This window comes from Tamilnaduibacter salinus (genome assembly GCF_003096655.1).
Classification (GTDB): domain Bacteria; phylum Pseudomonadota; class Gammaproteobacteria; order Pseudomonadales; family Oleiphilaceae; genus Tamilnaduibacter; species Tamilnaduibacter salinus.
The window spans coordinates 277,038-296,851 of record NZ_QEKQ01000003.1; the positions used below are offsets into that span (position 1 = coordinate 277,038).

General features: G+C 58.4%; 13 protein-coding genes and 1 pseudogene. 9 read left to right on the plus strand and 5 right to left on the minus strand.

The genetic code is table 11. From position 1 onward, the window contains the following. The coding region (locus tag C8D92_RS06325; RefSeq protein WP_243402376.1) for a PKD domain-containing protein at positions 1-3,898 on the plus strand (3,898 nt) is incomplete at its 5' end. 32 nt (positions 3,899-3,930) lie between these two features. Continuing rightward, on the plus strand, positions 3,931-4,320 hold the full coding sequence (gene mrtJ / locus C8D92_RS06330) for a JDVT-CTERM system glutamic-type intramembrane protease MrtJ (protein ID WP_165819240.1): 390 nt from the start codon (positions 3,931-3,933) through the stop codon (positions 4,318-4,320). 66 nt (positions 4,321-4,386) lie between these two features. On the opposite strand, the gene C8D92_RS06335 is transcribed toward mrtJ, so the two are convergent. Continuing rightward, a complete protein-coding gene (locus C8D92_RS06335; protein ID WP_116918772.1) occupies positions 4,387-7,230 on the minus strand; it encodes an ImpA family metalloprotease in 2,844 nt (947 codons plus the stop codon). A gap of 324 nt (positions 7,231-7,554) precedes the next feature. On the opposite strand from C8D92_RS06335, the gene C8D92_RS06340 reads away from it, so the two are divergent. Then, complete coding sequence (locus C8D92_RS06340; RefSeq protein ID WP_095609947.1) at positions 7,555-8,403, plus strand: substrate-binding periplasmic protein; 849 nt, start codon at positions 7,555-7,557, stop codon at positions 8,401-8,403. A 148-nt stretch (positions 8,404-8,551) separates the two neighbouring features. Here C8D92_RS06340 and C8D92_RS06345 read toward each other — a convergent pair whose 3' ends face one another. From C8D92_RS06345 to C8D92_RS06360, 4 genes and pseudogenes are all read right to left on the minus strand, one after another. Continuing rightward, entirely contained in the window at positions 8,552-9,352 is an 801-nt protein-coding gene (locus C8D92_RS06345) for a substrate-binding periplasmic protein (RefSeq protein ID WP_116918773.1), read from the minus strand. 672 nt (positions 9,353-10,024) lie between these two features. Next, positions 10,025-11,650, minus strand: a pseudogene (locus tag C8D92_RS06350) (acyl-CoA synthetase). Between the two features lie 13 nt (positions 11,651-11,663). Beyond that, positions 11,664-12,485: an enoyl-CoA hydratase gene (locus C8D92_RS06355; protein WP_207775126.1), complete on the minus strand. Its 822-nt coding sequence runs from the start codon at positions 12,483-12,485 to the stop codon at positions 11,664-11,666. A gap of 247 nt (positions 12,486-12,732) precedes the next feature. Next, a complete protein-coding gene (locus tag C8D92_RS06360) occupies positions 12,733-14,307 on the minus strand; it encodes a hypothetical protein (protein WP_133243112.1) in 1,575 nt (524 codons plus the stop codon). Positions 14,308-14,534: 227 nt separating this feature from the next. Here C8D92_RS06360 and C8D92_RS06365 point away from each other — a divergent pair, with 227 nt between their 5' ends. From C8D92_RS06365 to C8D92_RS06390, 6 genes are all read left to right on the plus strand, one after another. Beyond that, positions 14,535-15,134: a class I SAM-dependent methyltransferase gene (locus C8D92_RS06365; RefSeq protein ID WP_116918775.1), complete on the plus strand. Its 600-nt coding sequence runs from the start codon at positions 14,535-14,537 to the stop codon at positions 15,132-15,134. 68 nt (positions 15,135-15,202) lie between these two features. Beyond that, positions 15,203-15,541, plus strand: a complete 339-nt coding sequence (locus tag C8D92_RS06370) for a DUF2834 domain-containing protein (protein ID WP_116918776.1) — start codon at positions 15,203-15,205, stop codon at positions 15,539-15,541. A gap of 355 nt (positions 15,542-15,896) precedes the next feature. Then, a complete protein-coding gene (locus C8D92_RS06375) occupies positions 15,897-16,313 on the plus strand; it encodes a very short patch repair endonuclease (protein WP_116918777.1) in 417 nt (138 codons plus the stop codon). 18 nt (positions 16,314-16,331) lie between these two features. Continuing rightward, a complete protein-coding gene (locus C8D92_RS06380) occupies positions 16,332-17,675 on the plus strand; it encodes a DNA cytosine methyltransferase (RefSeq protein WP_116918778.1) in 1,344 nt (447 codons plus the stop codon). Between the two features lie 3 nt (positions 17,676-17,678). Continuing rightward, entirely contained in the window at positions 17,679-18,473 is a 795-nt protein-coding gene (locus C8D92_RS06385) for an endonuclease (RefSeq protein ID WP_116918779.1), read from the plus strand. A gap of 300 nt (positions 18,474-18,773) precedes the next feature. Then, positions 18,774-19,814: a DNA cytosine methyltransferase gene (locus tag C8D92_RS06390; RefSeq protein WP_116918780.1), complete on the plus strand. Its 1,041-nt coding sequence runs from the start codon at positions 18,774-18,776 to the stop codon at positions 19,812-19,814.

Here is a 19,814-nt window from a genome sequence, read left to right on the forward strand (position 1 = left end):
ACGGACCGTCTTCCAGGAGGCTCGTACCGCCCCGGTGACGACGTCGAGTTGTTCGATCAGCACCTGCCAGCCGGGCGAGTGGGGATCTTTCGCCATTGGCGAGCTGGCGGCGGGTGAGAGCTGGACGGTCACGGTTCCGGTCCAGCGTAACAGTCCACTGAGCGGTGAGCCGCTGACCAGCCACGCACTGGTGACCGAAGGGTCCGGTGCCTATACGCTGGGCACCCGACCTACGGTGATTGCCGCGGACGAGCCCAGCCTGCAGCTGGCGGTGTCGTCGTCCCGCCAGGTGATTGGAGACGCCGAATCGCACCGTTACGAGGTGGATTTCGGCAATGTCAGCGCCGCCGCCTTCCAGAACCTGTCCCTCTCCGTGGATCTGCCCACCGGCGCCTCGCTGGACAGTGCCAGTGACGGCGGCACGTTGGTCGATGGCCAGGTGGTATGGGATCTGGGCACGGTGAACGCCGGAGCCGGTGGCAAGCGGTGGTTCACCCTGTCACCGCCCAGTGGCCTGGCCCAGGGTGAGGTGCTGGTCAGCGAGGCCCGGCTGGATACTGGTGGCGAGGCGCTGGCGCTGGCCAGCGAGAGTGTCGTGGTGCGCAATGGCGTCGGCCTGACCCTGGATGTCACCACGATCGGCGACCGCTCGCAGCCGGACGACCTGATTTACTACCGCTACGTTGTGGCCAACAAAGGGGTGACCGACCTGGCGGACGTCACGCTGGATATGATGGTGTCCGAGCGGACCGTCTTCCAGGAGGCTCGTACCGCCCCGGTGACGACGTCGAGCTGTTCGATCAGCACCTGCCAGCCGGGCGAGTGGGGATCTTTCGCCATTGGCGAGCTGGCGGCGGGTGAGAGCTGGACGGTCACGGTTCCGGTCCAGCGCAACAGTCCCCTGAGCGGTGAGCCGCTGACCAGTCACGCACTGGTGACCGAAGGGTCCGGTGCCTATACGCTGGGTACCCGCCACTCGGTCATCGCGACCAACGAGGAGGCGCTTCAGCTGGCGCTGATTGCGGACTCCTTCACGGTTGAGAGCGGCGGTGACCAGACGGTAGAGGTCTGGGCCGGCAATCCGGGGGCCAATACCGAGGAGAACCTCCTACTCTCGGTGGTGCTACCCGACGGCTATGCTGTCTCTTCCGCGAGCGGAACCTCGGAGGTGGTTGGCAATACGGTGTACTGGCCACTGGGTAACCTCTCGGCCGGTACCTGGCGCAAGGAAACCCTGACCGTGACGGCCGATTCGGGGCTGGCGGAAGGGGAAACACTGGCCCTGCGAGGCCGGCTTAACGATGATTCGGCCCTTGGGTCAGTGGCTCGGGCGATGCTCACCAGTGTCGTCACACCCACTGCTCTGGACTATTCGGTAAGCGTAACCCCCGGGGAGACCCCGTTGGTGAGCGGGTCCGACTTCGTGATGAGTGTTACCACGAATAATTCGACGGGTGTTCAGTACACAGACGTTGTTTCATTTCTAACGGTGCCGGTTGATACCTCCGCCCCGGAAGGTGACTCCGGCATTTCAGACTGTAGTCTGACCACCTGCCAGTCCGGTGAGTGGGGAAGCTGGGCCATCGGGGTGCTCGACAATGGCGATACCGATACCCGGAGCCTGACCGGTCAGTTGGCCTCGTCCGTTGTTGATGGCCAATTGCTGGTTGGAGGCACGGCCCTGGGGCATAGCACTCCGCCCATGCGGGCACCGGCGCTGTTTTTTGCGCTGGGGGTGGGTGATGCCTTTGTTGTGGACCCTAACCACGACAGCGACAACGACGGCATTCCGGATTGGTGGGAGATTCGTCATCAATACGATCGCCTGGATGCCAGCGATGCCGCCACCGACGACGACATGGATGGCTCCCAAAACCTGGAAGAGTTCCAGGAGGGTACCTCTCCGACCCTCGCGGACACCGATGGCGATGGCATTCTCGATGGGCCTGACACCGTCCTGGGAGATGAACCTCCGGTGGCCGATGCCGGTGAGGACCGGTCTGTGACCAGCGGTGCTGAAGTCACGCTGGATGGCACTGGGTCTTCCCAGAACGACGATCCCTCGGGCAGCGCCCCGTTGACTTACAGCTGGAGTCAGACTTCCGGTACCGCCGTGACGCTCTCGGATCCCAGCGATGCCCAGCCGACGTTCACTGCACCGACAGTGACGGCAGCCGAGCAGCTGGAGTTCAACCTGGTGGTCAGCGATGACACCGGCAACAGCGACTCCGACTCGGTCGTTGTCGAGGTGACGCCCGAGGCTGTTGACGAGCCCCCGGTTGCCGACGCCGGACCGGATCAGCCGTCCGCGGGCGAGGAGATTTTGCCGGGCGACACGGTCACGCTGAATGGCTCCAACTCCAGTGATGTTCCAGACGATTTGGCCGATCTTACTTTCGCCTGGACGGAAGTGACGAGTACGGGCGTGACGCTGAGCGATTCCTCAGACATGATGCCGACCTTCACCGCCCCTGACCTTGGCGCGAGCGGCGGAACACTGGAGTTCCAGTTGACCGTCGAAGATACGGCGGGGCAAAGCGATACGGACTCGGTGCTGATCAACGTCTCGGCGTTTGATCCGCCGGTGGCCGACGCCGGGCCGGATCAGGAAGTTGACGCGGGTGCCAGCGTGAGCCTTGATGGCAGCAACTCGACGGACTCCGACGGTGATATCACCGGCTACGGCTGGACCCAGACCGATGGTGAGGCCGTCAGCCTGGCTGGTGCCGATACGCCTGCGCCCAGCTTTACGGCGCCGGATGTGTCCACCATGTTGGAGTTCGAGCTCGAAGTGACGGACAGTCAGGGACTCAAGGACACCGACAAGACAGTGGTGAACGTGACCAAGGACCCGGTCCCGGTCTGTCGGGCGGGAGACAACCAGACGGTTGACGAATACGCTTCCGGTTCACTGACCGAAGTCACGCTGGATGCGAGCGGCTCCACGATTGTGTCAGGCTCCATCGCCAGTTATCAGTGGTCTCAGGAAGCCGGCCCGGGTGTCACACTGTCCACGCCCAGCATGGTCAGCACGCTGTTTACGGTGCCTGAGGTCGAGGCTGCTGGTGCCAGTCTGACCTTCAAGGTCACCTGCACGTCCGACAAGGGCGTTGTTGCCAGCGATACGGTGACGATCAACGTCGTTGACGTAAACCGTCCGCCGGTGGCGGATGCCGGGGACGATCAGGACGATGCCAGTACCGGTGCCCAGGTCATGCTGAATGCGATCGGCTCGATGGATCCGGATGGCGATGCCGTGACCTATCAGTGGACGCAGACAGGCGGCACCGCGGTAACCCTGAGCGATCCGAGTGCTTTGGCTCCGACCTTTATTGCGCCGGATGCGCCGGATGGTGGTGTGACGCTGACCTTCGAAGTGAGTGTCAGTGATGGCGACCTGAGTGACACCGATGAGGTTGCGGTGACCGTCTTCGCGCCCAGCAATACCGTTCCGGGGGCTGATGCCGGTCTCGACCAGACGGTCGGCTCGGAAGAGGTTGTCACATTGGATGCCTCCGCCTCCTCCGATGCCGAAACGCCGTTTGCAGGCCTGGCTCTGGAGTGGGAGCAAGTCTCGGGCCCCGATGTCACACTCAGCAGTACCGGTGCGTCCAGGCCGACCTTTACCGCTCCGGAAACGGGTACTGATGCCGTTGAGCTGGTGTTCCGGGTCACCGTCACCGATGAAGGAGGGCAGTCCGCCTCCGATGAGGTGGTCATTACGGTGCGCGCCAGTCGGGCCGTTGCTGGCGATACGGCTGAGTCGAGTGGCGGTGACAGCGGCAGCGGGGGATGCAGTGTCGTCCGAGGCGGCGCCCCGGATCCAACCTTGCCGCTCGTGGCATTGGCCGCACTGATCATGCTCTATCGCAAACGGTTGTTGTCACTGTTCCGATGAAACCAGCGGTTGTTGTCACGGGAGCGGCCTTTGTGGTCGCTCCCGTCTTTTTACTGGCGGGGTTGGCGACCGGCATTCTGAGTGACCGGCCATCGTTCGATTTCGATGGTGAACCGTTGGTCTGGTTTCTCATCGTTTACCCCGTGTGTGAGGAAGTGGTGTTTCGGGGGGTGATCCAAAGATCCCTCCTGGGTTGGGCTCCCATGCGTCGCGGGATGGCGGGCGTTTCCATCGCCAACCTGCTGACCAGCCTGCTGTTTACGGGAATCCATTTCTGGAGCCATGACGTGCTCCTGGCGCTCCTCGTGTTCCTGCCGTCTTTGATATTCGGTTACTGCTATGAAATGACACGCTGGCTGACAATCGCGATTGGGCTGCACGTCTGGTACAACCTCATCGCCCTCTTCTGGGTATGGCCCTAATCGATGGGGCCCGTATCTTCGGTGTCGGGCTACTTGTATGGGTTGGACCGCCGATAATCGCCCCCTCTACAAAGGCCACGGGCTGGCGCCATCCACGGGCACCGCCTGCTTGTTGTCGAACCCCTTGCAGTAGGCCTTGGAGCCGCTGGCGATGTACGTCCGCGGCATGGCCTGAAGGCCGAGGCTGGCGACCTGGTTGAGCGCCTTCGGGCTGAACTTGAACCCCCACATTTGGAGATAGTCGCGCATGTCCCGCTCGGTAACGACGGACAAGGCGATGAGTAGCCAGTTCTCCCGGCTGATGGCGCTGGCCTCGTCACGGCTGTATTGATCGAATCCCAGGCTGTGGCGCTTATCGGCCCAGTTGCTGTCGTTGTTGGTGGCTCTGGCGAATGCCCGGTCCAGTAGATGCAGGCGGGCGAGGAGCAGCCAACCATTGTCCAGTGCCTGTTCGTGCTGGGCCAGCATCATCATCTGCAGATAGATGGCGGCCCCGTCGGACCAGCCGGTCAGGCTGGCCTGCTGCATGGCGGACTGTGGGTCGGGCTCAGTCTGGCTCGTCTGGAGTTGATCGAAGTGCTCCCGGAACGGCAGGGCCTGACAGGCCGGGTCCCGGCCTGTGTCCTGAAAGTAGCGGCTCTTGGCAAAGTAGGAGTAATAGTTGGTGCTGGCGTGATGATCCCAGCCGGGGAACAGAAAGCGGTCCTTCTCAAGGCCGTGGCCCAGCTCATGCAGATCGCCGTGGCTGACCGGGTCGAACGCCCAGTAGGCGTCGTACGGATTGCCGGAGCACCCGTAGCCGCACGTGGCCTGGTCCGCGTTCATGTGTTTGACGATATCAATGTTCTGCACCGCCCAGTCTTTGGCCTGCGCAAAGTCGTGTACCTCGGCGGCTTTGTCGATGCCCGGTCCCTGGAAGCCGGCCAGAACGTGCGGCAGGTTGCTGACATAACGCTCGGTGGCATTGGCCAGGTCGCTCGCGCTGTTCCAGGCAGGGCTGTTGATGGACTCCCGCATCTTCTCCAGCGTCGAGTGCACTTCAAAACCGGCCGTGGCGATCTCGGCCCAGTCGTAGTCTCCGGCGATCAGGGCCTCTCGGAAGCTCTGATCGTCGTCGGGTCCGTCCCAGAAGGGGTGCTTGCCCACCCGCTCAAAGGCCAGTTCCACCGTTTCCCCGTTGCGGTCGAAACCGATCTGTATGGGGCCACCATAGGGCGAGGTAAAGGTGATGGTGTCGCCGGGTGCCAGTGGGAACTCGGGGGTCCGGAGGTACTTGGGCCGATTGTAGCCGTCCTCCTGAAACAGGTGAGTGGCGCCGGGGCGTTGGGTGTTGACGAATATGGTGGTGGCCACCGGCGCGTCGTCCTTGCGCGTGACGCTGACGGTTTCACCGGGCAGCGCATAGACCCCCGCCGCTCGAAAGGAGCGCTTGCTGGTCCGGGTCACGGTTTCGGAGGTCGGCGTCACATGGCTGAAGTCGCTGCGACTGAAGTTACCCATATCGGATTGGGCGGGATTGACTGTTCTCGTGTTGTAGACCGCGTGATCGGCAAAGAGGGACTCAAGGAACGCCGTGGTATCGGTGTTGATCCGGTCCATGGGGTATTGGATGGTTTGGCGGAGGTGGTCGGCATACAGCGCCAGCAGTTTCTGAAAACGGAATCCGCTGCGGTCAAACAGGTTCAGTTGCTGCCGGTCGAAGTGGCGCATCATCCGTCGAACTGTCTCCGCGCCGCGCTGAAATTCTGCCTGATAGCCGGCGAGGTTGCTGCAATCGCCCTCACAGAGGCTCAGATCAAACGCATAGTCCCTGGCCTGAAAATGCCTCAGCATCCGTTGAATGGCGGCGATGTCGCCGGGGAGCTGGTCGAGAACGTCCCGGGCATCGAAGTCGCGCAGTCCCAGCCGGTGCCAGTAGTTATCGCCGATGTGGCGGACCTGCAGGCGCGACAGGATCGCTTTGCCCAGTGGTTTGAGATCGCCGTTCAGGTGCATGTAGAGCAGGGGGATGCCGTTTTTCCGGGCAACCTGAAGCTGCGACGCGATCAGCTCCGGGTCCGTCTGTTCGTTGGCGTGTTGGGACACGATGACGAGATCGGGCCGATTGGCAAGGCAGTCGCCCAACTGGGCGTTATCACAGGCGTTGGCTGGGTTGAAGCGGACCTGATCGCCGTATCGCTGCGTCAGCCAGGCCCGGGTTGCCGATTCATCCGGGAAGTAGTAGCTGTCATCCAGGTGGGTGATCACCACGTCAAAAGGCTGCTGGCCCAGGTCCTTCTCCCGGGTCAGCCAGCCCAGCGCGTTGTCCATGAATTGGTGCATCGACTCACTGACCGTGACGCCACGATCATCGTTCCGCATGGGGTTGCCGCCCATGACCAGATAACGACCTGCCTCAGCGTCGGGCCCCTGTCCGGCGACGGCGAGGCCTCGTTCCTTGGGGGTGTACCCGCTTTCATACACCGCATTGGCGGTCAGAACGCTGGCATTGACGCCGAAGGTGGCCTCCAGCAGCGCCGCATCGTGACTGGGATACCAGTCGATGCCCGTCAGGCTGGCGCCGTCTGCCCGGGCCGTTCCGTCATCGGCCAGGTTGAAAAGCGCCACCCTGGCGGATCGGTAGCGGGACTTGGCGGCGTCAATCTCGTCGAGGGTGGCCTGCAGGAGGTCGCCGCGTTGGGACAGGGGCACCGCCAGGGCATTGCCGCTGTGAACGGCCTGTTCGATGGGACCGGCTTCTTTGGGTGACGTCGGGACCTCATTCGGGGAGGGGGTGTCGGCTGCCGGACGGTTGCCGGCATTGTCCGTGGTCTCCGTTGAACCATCCTCGCCTCCCCCGCATCCGGAGAGGAGCAGACAGGCGGCTGCGAGTGTACTGATCCAAAGGGCGGGGACGACGCTCTTTCCCATATCAATGATCCTTATTGGTCCGTCGCATCAATGCCGGTCCACTCCCGGAATGCCTTTCACTGTCCCGGAGGAGGCACAAAATGGTCTGATTCGGGTGGGGCCACCGCGAATTGCGCCTCAGGATAGATGGCATTGGTGCGGGAGGGTAGCGCCACAGTTGGTTTATGGAATGATTGTCACGACGATACAAAATGAAACGGTTTGCTGACGCTTGGGCGGCGGTGGCGGAGACAATGGGATCTCAAAGGATTCCAGATTCGGGTTAAGGTCCTCCGCCGGGACTGATAAAGTGGCCATTCCAGAGGTCTGTCGTTCACGAGGAATATGGCTCAACAAGCGAGACACTGGCCATTGACGTTCATTGTCGGGCTTTTGATCGTCCTGCGAAGCCCATTCGCCGCGGCCTCGCCGGAATTGATCTACTGCTTTAGTGACCGGGCCATGTTTCCCTATAACCCGCCCGCCGAGCCAAACGAGCAGGCCCCTTACCCGGGTATCGACATCGAGTTGTTGAGCCGGCTTCAGAAGCGGCTGCCCGTGTCCGTAACCTACCGCTCCCAGCCCTGGAAACGATGCCTTCATCAACTCGGCAGGAACGAGGTGTCGGCCGTGATCGGCTCGTATCGCTCCTCCCGGGAGTCTCTAGGCGTTTACCCGCGCCGGGCCGATGGCACGCGGAACCAGAAAGCCTCTGTCTACTCGGAAGACTATGTCCTGTACGTCAGGCGGGGCAGCGGTGTCCATTACAACGCTGAGACCGGAAAAATCGTCAATCTGGACGGACGCCCCCTTGGTACATTGCTTGGCTCTTCTATTACAGAGGACCTGAGAGCGTCAGGTAATCCCGTGGTCACCAGTAGTGCTCGTCTGTCCACGCTGTTTGGTCGGCTCGAGCGGGGCCGGATGGGAGCCGTCGTGGCGCTCGAAAGCCATGGTAACCAATTACTGCGGCGATTCCCTGACCGGTTCGAGTCGATTGAGCAGGCTGATACGACGCTGCGCCACAAACGGGCCTACCTCATTCTCAGTCACAAGTTTTACCGGGACCATCCGGAGTTGTCGGCGGCAATATGGCGGACACTGGGCGAGCTGCGTCGGGCGTCACTTCCTGACTTGTACGACAAGTACTATTCACCGAAACGCCCAGCCAACCGAAACGGACCTGGTTTTTAGGTCGTTCCGGATCGAGAACAATGCGGCGGCGACGCCCCGGTAAAGGCCACGTTGCCGATGTCCGCGCCGGAGGCTTGATGTGTATGGCTGTGCCCGATAATCCGGCGTCTTGAGAGCAGCCTGCCGGGTTTTGGGAAGCGGGCCCGGGCTATTCCATATACTGTTGGGCCAGTGATTGGAGTCGGGTCTTGCGAAGCTCCGCCACCGCATCCCAGATCTGCTCCGAAAGAGCCGGGTGGCGGTCCTGGAAACGATGGGAGAGCATCAGGTAGTAGGGCTTGGTTTCTATCGGTGGTTCGATTCGGGCAATGTTGTTCAGTTGTTCGCCATACTTGGTCAGCAGGAAGTCACCGGTCACCGACTGCAGGGCAACGGCCTCCACCCGGTCGGCAGCCAGCATGAACAGGTTCTGTAGGGAGCTTTCGGCTTTGGTGACGCTCAGCCCCAGTTTCTCAAGATCCCGGACAATGGAATACCCCAGCGGCGCGCCGACCTTGAGACTGGTGTCCGCAAAGGCTTCGCCATCCCAGCCGACATCGGCCCCCTCCTTGGTGTAGAGGTAATAACCAATCGTCGTCAGGCGGCGGGACGGGTCCACCGCTCCGTCCTTCCAGGGGTAGGCACCGATTGCCATTCGCGCCTCGTTGAAGGAGGCATTGAAAATCGCGTCCACGGCACCGGCCTCCAGTAGCGCCAGACATCGCTTCCAGGGGTAGCGACTGAACCGGACCTGAAGACCGGGCACCTCTTCCTCCAGCAACCCGACCAGTTCAACCGCCGCACCAGGTTGGTCCAGGACCTTGCTCGTGTTGCCCATATAGTAGGGGAACTGGGTTTTGTTCTCGTAGGCAACCCGGAAAGCCGTGTCCGCTTCCGAAGCCGGGGTGATGACCCCCAGCAAAAACAGTAGGCAAGATAACGCTGGGAGTTGCCTGGCGAACGTGATCATTACCCATCCCAACCATTCAGGTGTTCCTCGTTCCAGCGTAGCCTGCCGCCATCCTTCGAACAAAGCCCGTATCGTTTGAGGCCAGATCAAAGGACCCTCCACGCTGCTAACCTTTATCCCATGACCTTCAAAAAACGCCTCTGGATTCTTTATGGCATCGAGCTGCTGATGGTTGTGCTGCTTGGTGGGTATCTCCTGTCCCAGTTTGGCGGTGGCTGAAGTGCCTACCAGCCGGGCTGGGTGGTGCGGGTGCTGAGTGCCATATTCCTGTGGCCAGGCCAGGTCCTCACCGGGGCGTCCGGCTGGGTGGCCAACTCCATGACGTTGCTGTGGCTGGTGGTCTTGCCCTGGGGCGTGGCTGCGGTGATCCACCGTCTTTTCAGATAGGGGCATCCGTTATGGGGGGGTAAAGGTGCCCGGGGCGGTGAGGATTTACTGGCGCCCGCCTCCCGATTGCCTGGTCCGCCGGCTCATAGCGGCGAACTGGTCGCCGTTCCCCTCGATCGGGCCTGGACCAAGCGAACGTGGAACGCCGTGACGTTAAAGCAGGAACTGCCGGCGCATATGGCTCATTTCATTGACCTGGTGCGTGAGCATCCGCCCTCCGTTTCATGGTGATTGTGTGTCACCCGGCATTCTTTTCTGAGATGGAATTTGTGAAGGAAGGCGGCGTCAGCCGCCCAAGCGTTTCCGGAGTTCGTTCTTCTGGATTTTGCCGGTCGCCGTTCGCGGGATCGACTCGAAGACGAACCGGCGTGGCACCTTGTAGGCGGCGAGGTTGCTCCGGCAATGCTGTTCCAGTTCCTCTTCGGTGGCCGTCTGGCCTTCCGCCAGTTCAATGAACGCACAGGGCGTCTCCCCCCACGTGTCATGGGCCATGGCCACGACGGCGGCGATGGCGACGGCGGGGTGTTTGTACAGCGCATCCTCGACTTCAATCGACGAGATGTTTTCACCCCCGGAGATGATGATGTCCTTGGAGCGATCCTTCAGCTGGATGTAGCCATCGGGGTGCATCACACCCAGATCCCCCGAATGGAACCAGCCCCCGGCAAAGGCCTTCGCCGTGGCCTCCGGGTTTCGGAAATACCCCTTCATCACAACGTTGCCGCGGAACATCACCTCGCCGAGCGTCTCGCCATTCCGGGGTACCGGTTCCATGGTGTCCGGGTTCATTACTTCGAGCTGCTCAAGGGGCGTGTATCGTACGCCCTGCCGCGCTTTCAGGCGGGTTCGGGGTTCGGGCGCCAGTGAATCCCATTCGGCATGCCATTCGTTGACCACCGCAGGACCATAGGTTTCCGTCAGGCCATAGAGCTGCGTGACATTGAAACCGGCGGCCTCCATCCCGGCCAGTACCTTCTCCGGCGGCGGCGCGGCCGCGGTGAAAAAATCGACCCTGTGATCCAGCGCCCGACGAACCTCAGGGGCCGCCGAAACCAGCAGGGACATCACCGGCGGCGCGCCGCAGAGATGGGTGACGCCATGGTCGCCAAGCGCCTGCCAGATCGGCTCCGGGCGAACCTGACGAAGACAGACGTGGGTGCCGAAAACCAGCGACATCGTCCACGGGAAACACCAGCCGTTGCAGTGGAACATCGGCAGTGTCCACAGATAGACGGCATACCGCGGCAGGCTGGCGATCAGAGCATTGCCCTGGGCTAGGAGGTAGGCTCAGCGATGATGGGACACTACGCCTTTGGGGTTGCCTGTGGTGCCAGACGTGTAGCTGATCGAGATGGCATCCCATTCATCCTCGGGCATCAGCCATGCGTAGTCCGGATTGCCCTGCGCCAGGAACGACTCGTAATCCACCCCGCTCGACGTGTCCCTCCCGCCATCGGGCTGTTCGGGGTCGTTGTACACAATCAGAAGTGGCGCCACCTCCGTCAGATCAAGCGCTTCGCTCGCCAACGACAGCCACTCACTGTCGACGATCAGAATGCGCGCGCCGGCATGGTCCAGCTGAAAGGCAATGGTCTTCGCATCCAGTCGGGTGTTGATCGCATGCAGAACGGCCCCGCACATCGGGACGCCGTAGTGCGCTTCCAGCATCGAGGGGACGTTGGGCAGCAATACCGACACCGTGTCGCCGCGTCCCATACCCCGATTCGCCAGCGCTGAAGCCAGTCGCCGCGACCGACGGTAAAACTCGCGATAGGTGGACCGCCGTGCCCCGTGGATGATCGCCACCTGTTCCGGCATCACGCTGGCGGCGCGATCGAGAAACGTCAGCGGTGTCAGTGGCTGGAAGTTCGCCGGATTGGGGGCCAGATCGGTATTGAAGGGATTGGCCATACTGTCGTTCCCTCTAGTCGTCTGACCACTGGGGCGGGCGCTTTTCGATGAAGGCATTGATCCCTTCCTCGGCGTCACGCTTCAGCAGGTTCTCGACCATGATGGTTGAGGTGTACTCGTAGGCCTCAGCCAGCGGCATCTCCCGCTGACGGTAAAACGCCTTCTTGCCGGTCTCCAGGGTCATGCTGGATTTTGAGGCCACCGTCAGGGCGATTCCGGCGGTATAGGCCGCAAGCTCCTCTTCGGACACGACTCGGTTGATCAAGCCGATCCCGGCGGCCTGCTCGGCATCAATCAACTCCCCCGTCAGCAGCATTTCCATCGCGGCCTTGTTGGAAACGTTGCGGGAGAGGGCAACCATGGGCGTGGAACAGAATAACCCGATGTGAACGCCGGGCGTGGCAAAACGCGCCGCCGGCGAGGCGTAGGCAAGGTCGCAGCTGGCGACCAGCTGACAGCCGGCCGCCGTTGCGACGCCGCCCACCTCGGCGATGACCGGTTTCGGATTGTTGACGATGGCCTGCATGAGCCCGGAGCAACTGGCCATGGTGTTCTCGAAAAAGGCCCGACCGCGATCCGGCGACTGCCGCGCCCGGGTGATCTCTTTCAGGTCGTGGCCGGAACAGAAGGCCGGGCCATTCGCCGCAAGCACAATCACTCGCACGTCCGTGTCAGACGCCGCCTGATCCAGTGCCTCGCGAAGGCAACGCATCATGTCATCCGACAGCGCATTGCGCCGCGTCTGATCATTGAGGGTGAGACGCAGGACGCCGTCTTCGACCTGTTCGACCAGCAGAAGATCGCCGGATTCCAGAGCCTCTTCGGTATGACGCATGGGTTCTCCTCCGGCGATGTGGGCAGGGGCAGAAGCTGCCGTGGGGTGGCGGGTCGTCTGCAGAGCCTGAACCGACCCGTTCATTCACCTAACCTGAGTGTTGACCGTCACGGGAGCAGCGTCAACGAATTTGGTGACGCGCAGCATTGATCCGGGCGATGGCGGATTGACTCGTGACGTCAGGCTAAAGAAGGCGGGGAAACAGAGGATCAGGACGAAATCGATTCGATCCCCTCAGGTCCGCGCATCAGGCGCCACCCTGCCGCTCGCGTTCAGCTCGCGTGCCCGCCCCGACAGGGCGACACTCCATGCCGAGGTGATCCTCGTCGACCGCGCGCAGAAAAGACCATATCATCCGCCCGGATGCCTCGCGGTAGATATCGCTATGGCCGCCACCACTCGTTTGTGGTGAATTGAGACGAATACTGTCCGAGGCGTTCACATAGAGAATATTGTCGAACCGCTTGCCAGCCCTTCGCCCGACCAGGTCGTCCGCCAGCATCGTTCCACAGTGGAAAGCGGGATGGTCTGTGTGCAGGCAGTGGTCTTTGTATTGATCCACGTCTCCGATCATGTCCGCAATGATCTGCATGTCGACCGCCGTGTCATGGCGTGATGCCGTCATGACCACATTCCGCGCATGCCTGCAGCCCGCCGGGAAATGGATCTCTTCATTGAACCAGTCCCCATCATCTCGAGAATAGAAGCGATTGATCGAAAACGCTGGCTGCAAGGCCACCACGGTGTCGATCAACCAGGCGTCCTGTTGACCGGGATCACCGACGCCGTTGCCTGCGATCACCGGCCCCGCGCACGTGGCTGTCGCGACTGCGCGGGCGCCGAAGCTATGGCCGATCAACACCGTCTCGATGTCCTCCGTGTCGACATCGGCCAAGACCTCTCGGGCGATCAAGCCCACCCAACTGAGACCCAGTTCATCGGCGTCGTTGGCTTTATTTCGGTAGCTCAGCCCTCTGACAAGGGGGTCCAGCCAATCGTTTTCCCAAAAGCTCGGCCAGGTCACACCGATGACCAGTGGCTTGAATTGGTCGCCCTGATGGGTGGCCTTCATGTTGCCAACAATGGAGTTGAAATTGCGGTAGGCTTCAAGCTGTGATGTATTCCAGCCCATGACGATCATCAGGACATGCGTGAAGGGATCGTCTGCCTCCTCTTCGATGTCGATCCACTCCTGCACCCGTTGCCGAAGGACCTGAACGGCTTCCACACCGCCCTGGAAAGCACCCGGCATGCGACCCGCGTCGTCGATGTGAGCGCCCCGATGCTCGCCGTTGCATGGGCCCATGAACGACTGATTCGAGTTCGCCTCATAGACACTGTAATGCGCGCAGGCCGGGTCTTCGTATCGCCCGCCATATTCATAGAGTTGGGACAGGAACAGCATCTTCGGGTTGTCGTGGAGCAGATCGACTTTTTCCCGCAACCCCTCACCAGCGCTACCGTCATAATGGGTCTGTATGCCGTTCTCGGGCGCAACCGTTTCCCGGGGACTCTTCTCGATCCCGACAATGAGACCCGGATGGTTCAGTCGCACGGACCACGGAAAATAGCCTGCCTCATGAAGTTGCACAGTCGTCTTGGTATCCGTGCCGAGTGCTTGCTCCACATCGGCGAAGCCGCGACGGACGTCATTGCTCGCGCACCCCACCAGAAACAGGGCGGTGAGAAGCGGGACCAAGCAGTGGTTGCGAACAAGCTGAGCAAGCATGACAACATTCCCTGTAATTGGACGCGACAAGTCGACTTTGCCCGCACTTGGCCCTCTCGGCAACTTCTCGATGACACGGGTGCCCCTGAACAAACGTTCGCAGGGTCGGGGGCGAGCGCTGGAACTCTGGCAGAGGCCGTTGTGACGCTGTTGCTGATCAGTGCGGCCATTACGCCCACCGTCGCAGTTGTATTACTAATCTGGGGAGCTGATCCCAAGGCGCGACCGACGCCTGAAGACGTGGTGTCGTTTTTACGGCCTCCAGCGCACCGTCCTGCCGAGGCGGGGCCAAACCAAACAGTAAGCTGTCACGAGGGGTTATGACGTTACGCGATCAACCTGGTATCTGGTCCCGGGCATTTGGCCGGGGCGTCTATCCGCACCAGATGAGCTGGGTTCTCGACCTTCCAGGCCGTGGTGTGATCATGTCGGCGGCAACCGTCGCCGGGCGTTTGCCGGTCAAGCCGGATGCCCAGGTATTGGAGATCGGGCCCGGCTCTGGCTACTACAGCGTGGAGGTGGCCAGACGCGTTCCGGAGGGCGGGCTGACACTGGTTGATGTTCAGCAGCAAATGCTCGACAAAAGCGCGAACAAGCTCAGGGCGGCCGGGATCACCCACTTTTCCACCCAGCAGTCCGATGGCCAATCGCTCCCGTTTGAAGACGGAGCCTTCGATGCTTTGTTCCTTGTCACCGTCTTCGGCGAGATTGAGGCCCGGGAGTCATTCTTGAAGGAAGCCTCGCGAGTGCTGAAGGACGACGGAGTGCTCTCAATCACCGAGCACCACCCGGACCCGGATTTCGAATCTTCCGAAGCAGTGTCGGAGTGCCTTCGGCAACACGGCTTTGTGCCGTTGCAAAAACTGGGCTGGCGGTGGGCCTACACGCTGAATGCCGCCAACGCAGGGGCCGATGCCTGACCGCTCTCAGGACCGTCGACTCCGGCCTGGGCCGCAGGCGCCAACGATTGAAACAGAGGGAATTGCGAATGCCTGAATCCGTCTACAGGGCGATACTGGTTGTCGCTGCCGTTTTCTTTACCGGTTTCTTTGCGGTGGTTGTCGTCCCGCCACTCATCGAAAACCCCGATGTGCTTGGCGCGTTCGCGGCCGGGTTTGTGAACCCCTTTGCGAGCGGCTATTCAATGGACATCCTTGTTTGCTGGGCCATCCTGGCGACCTGGGTGGTTTACGAAGCCAGACAATACTCGATTCGCAAAGGTTGGATCTGCCTGCTTCTCGGTATTGTCCCGGGTGTTGCCGTCGGGTTTGCTCTGTATCTGCTGCTTCGGGAAAAGCAGATGCGGGAGATCCGGCGTGAGGGATAGCCTCGTGTCCACCGCCTGATCAGTTCTGCATTGGGATGTCGTCCTTTCATCGGAAGCCCGGACCTTCGGACCGTCAGGAGCCGTTGTCGATAAATAAATCGATCTGACCCCTCTCTTCACTATGCAAGATTCAAGACCTGATGACCCCTTTCTCCCCAGGATGCGACGTAGTAGTCGCTGATCAGGATCGGAAGCTGTCAGCCGTTTTAAAACCGTCCGTGGAAACGGGGTAGAACCCTTGCGGTTTTTCGCACAGTGCTTTTGCTGGCGTGTGTTCTGAGGGTTAGGGCGTGTCTAGAATGAGCTCTATTCGTATACTAGCGAGGGACCTTGGCGCCGCGTAAACCTTGTTCTTATGGCTGACCGAGTGACAGCTGACCAACGCAGCCGGATAATGTCTCGTGTTCGCAGTAGGAACACAGGACCTGAAGTTCTGGTTAGAAAGATCTTGTTTCGGGCAGGTTATAGATTCCGGCTGCACGATAGGTCTTTGCCGGGCGTGCCGGACATCGTATTTCGGAGGCGTAAAAAGGTCGTGTTCGTGCATGGCTGCTATTGGCATGGCCATGGTTGCAAAATAGGGAAGCTACCGAAAAGCAACCTAACCTTTTGGGCCGAAAAGATTGAACGGAACATTGAACGCGATCTAAGAAATGCGCGCTCATTAAAAGAAGAAGGCTGGGCCGTATTGATTGTTTGGCAATGCGAGTTGAAAGACACAGAAGCGGTTCTGGAGAAACTTGTGGGTTTTCTGGGGCCTACTAGAATTTAGGCGAGGTAATTGTTTGAAATGAAAGAACGTCCAATTGCTGTGGATTTGTTCTGTGGAGCTGGAGGCTTAAGTTTAGGGTTCGAACAAGCCGGCTTCGACGTAATCGCCGCCGTTGAAATCGATCCGATTCATGCTGCTGTCCATAAATATAATTTTCCTCACTGCACGGTAGTTCCGAAATCGGTGACCGATGTTTCGGGTAATCAGTTGCGTGAATTGTCTGGAATAGGAGGTGAAGAGGTCGATATCGTTTTTGGTGGACCTCCATGCCAGGGGTTCTCCCTTATCGGGCAAAGAGCGATTGACGATCCCCGTAACTCTTTGGTTAAGGACTTCGTGCGGATTATTGCCGAGCTGTCGCCGCGTTATTTTCTATTCGAAAATGTAAAAGGGCTGACCGTCGGAAAGCATAAGCAAGTTCTCAATGAGATAGTCGCTGAATTTGGAAAAGTCGGCTACGAGGTACGCACCCCATGGCGCGTGCTCAATGCCGTGAATTACTGCGTACCCCAGGAACGGGAGAGACTCTTTTTGTTGGGGAGGAGAAAGGATCAGCCACCACCCTGTTATCCTCAACCTACTACCATTTCACCAGTAAAGAATAAGATTGGGGATTTGCTTCCCGTAGCGCCTACTTGTGAGGAGGCTCTTGCGGACTTGCCGGATGCCGAAAGTTTCGAAGAGCTCAAGTACGACGACTGTGTAGAGGTTGAAGCCTGGGGAGAACTCTCCGAATACGCCAAACGTATCAGGTGCGAAACAGAAGAGGACTGGCATTTAGGCTACAAACGCGACTGGAACAAAGGAGAGCTCACGTCCAGCGGGAGAACCAATCACACTGAGATTTCGAGGGGTCGGTTTGCCGAGACTGAACCCGGAAAAGTGGAACCTATATCCCGTTTCTTTAAATTGGCCCCGTGGGGCGTGTCCAACACTTTAAGAGCAGGAACAGACTCCGCCAGAGGTGCGTTTACCAGCCCACGTCCCATTCACTACAAAAAGCGCCGGTGTATCACCGTTCGCGAAATGGCGCGCCTTCATGGGTTTCCGGATTGGTTCCGATTCCATAAGACCAAATGGCACGGCGCGAGGCAAATCGGAAATGCGGTTCCTCCTCCCCTAGCTCGAGCATTGGCGCAAGAGTTTGTTCGCGCGATGAATATTAATCCGCGACAGCCCGAGGCGATTTTAGAACTTGGCGATACAAGGTTGCTGGCACTGGATATGTCTTCGGCTGCAGACTTCTTTGGCGTAGAGGTCGCTATCGCCAAAAGAAATCGCAAGAGCGGAGCAAAAAAGCGCAAGCAAGAGGAAGTCGAAGCCGCACTAGCGAAACAAGAAGCGATTTTGGAGCACGGTTAACTCATGCCAAAAGCCAATAGATATTCAAGGTTGATAGAAGCTGTTTTTTTTGATTACTACCAGAAAGGGGATACTGAAGTAGCCTTCGAGCGTGAAGACCTTGAACGTGCGGCTGAACAGCTCAACGTTAGTTTGCCAAAAAACCTTGGGGATGCCGTTTATTCCTTCCGTTACCGCAACCCATTGCCGGAAAAGATCCTGGATCTACAGCCACCGGGGATGGAGTGGATCATCGAAGGGGCAGGTAGATCTAAGTATTTGTTTCGGCTTGTCAAGATCAACCGTATTTGCCCGAATCCTAGCCTTGTGGCGATAAAAATACCCGATTCCACACCAGAAATCGTTAATGCATACGCTCTGTCCGATGAGCAAGCGCTTTTAGCGAAGGTGAGGTATAACCGGCTTATAGATCTTTTTATTGGTGCGAATGCATATTCGCTACAAAACCACCTTCGGACAGCCGTTATAGGTACAGGTCAGGTCGAGATTGATGAAATCTACGTGGCTGTTGATCGCCACGGCCGCCAGTTTGTCCTACCAGTTCAGGCTAAGGGGGGAAGCGACCAATTATCGGTAGTTCAATCAAAGCAGGACATCGATTGTTGTGCCGAGAAATACCCGAATCTGATTTGTAGGGCGATCTCCGCACAATTCATGGAAGATGACCTAATTGCATTGTTTGAGATCACGGTTGATGATCAAGAAATAAAAGTCGTAGACGAAAGACACTATCGATTGGTCCCGAGTGACGCTATAGATGCGGACGACCTTCAAACTTATGCTTCGCGTGCACCGTGAATTTTAAAACTGGGACAGACCTATTTTCTGGCTCTCGCCCAGTTTTCACCGGTCTGGCTATTCCTTGGCTTATTCCGTAGTGTCAGTTGCGGCGAGAAAAACTGCAGTGATTCGGCTAGGTCTGCAAATCGGGGCAAACGGCGCAAGACCGACCCCCTGCGTTGTAATTGAGTGTATTGCTAACATGATACAGACCTCTAGATCATAAAAGGATTTGTGTTTGCCGATGCTCTAGGCTAGCTTGGTTAAAATTGGTTTTTTATGTTTTCTAACCATTAACAAGGTTTTAGGGGAAGTTGGGTGAAATTTAGACTTAAGGCTATTGACCTTTTTTGTGGCGCTGGAGGCCTGTCAGTAGGGCTTGGGCGATCAGGGTTTGATGTGATGGCCGCAGTCGAGGTGAGTGAAACAGCTGCAAAAACTTATAAAATGAATCACTCTAACTGTAATATATATAATAATGATATAAAAAGTTTAGATCCTGAAACTATAATGTCAGACTTGGGAATAGAAAAGGGTGAGCTTGACTTGTTGGCTGGTTGTCCTCCATGTCAAGGTTTTTCCACGCACAAGACAAGAAATAGAAGTAGCTCTGTGGAAGATGAAAGGAATGACCTTATATTTGTGTTTGTTGAATACATAAGGAGGTTTCTTCCCAAGGCGATAATGCTGGAAAATGTTCCAGGGTTAGCAAAAGATTATAGAATGTTTTCGGTAATGAAAGAGATTTCGCGCCTCGGGTATATTCTCCACGAGAATAGTTTGCAAATAAAAAATGTTGCAGATTATGGGGTTCCGCAGAGAAGGCGTAGATTGATCTTGGTTGCGTCTAGGCTTGGGGTTATTGAGGACCCCAAAAAGATTAAAGATAAAAAGACAGTTCGAGAAACCATATCCCATATGCAACCGGTTGGTTTAAGTGGAGACGCTCTTCATGATATTCCCTCGAACAGGAGCGAGAGGATTCAAGAAATAATAGAAATGATACCTAAAGACGGTGGGTCGAGAAAAAGCTTGCCGAAAAAGTACTGGCTTCAGTGTCATATCAGGAGGCCAGATGGCTATAATGATGTATATGGAAGAATGAAATGGGATGATGTCTCTCCCACAATAACTAGCGGGTGTTATAACCCGTCGAAGGGTCGGTTTCTACACCCAGAAGAGAATAGACCAATAAGCTTAAGAGAGGCTGCGCTTTTGCAAAGCTTTCCTTCCAGTTACAGATTTTGCATGGACCGAGGAAAGAGTGATGTCGCGTTAATGATAGGCAATGCGCTACCTCCTGCCTTTATCAGTATTCATGCAGAAGAATGCTATAACCATTTAATTTCTTATCTTTAG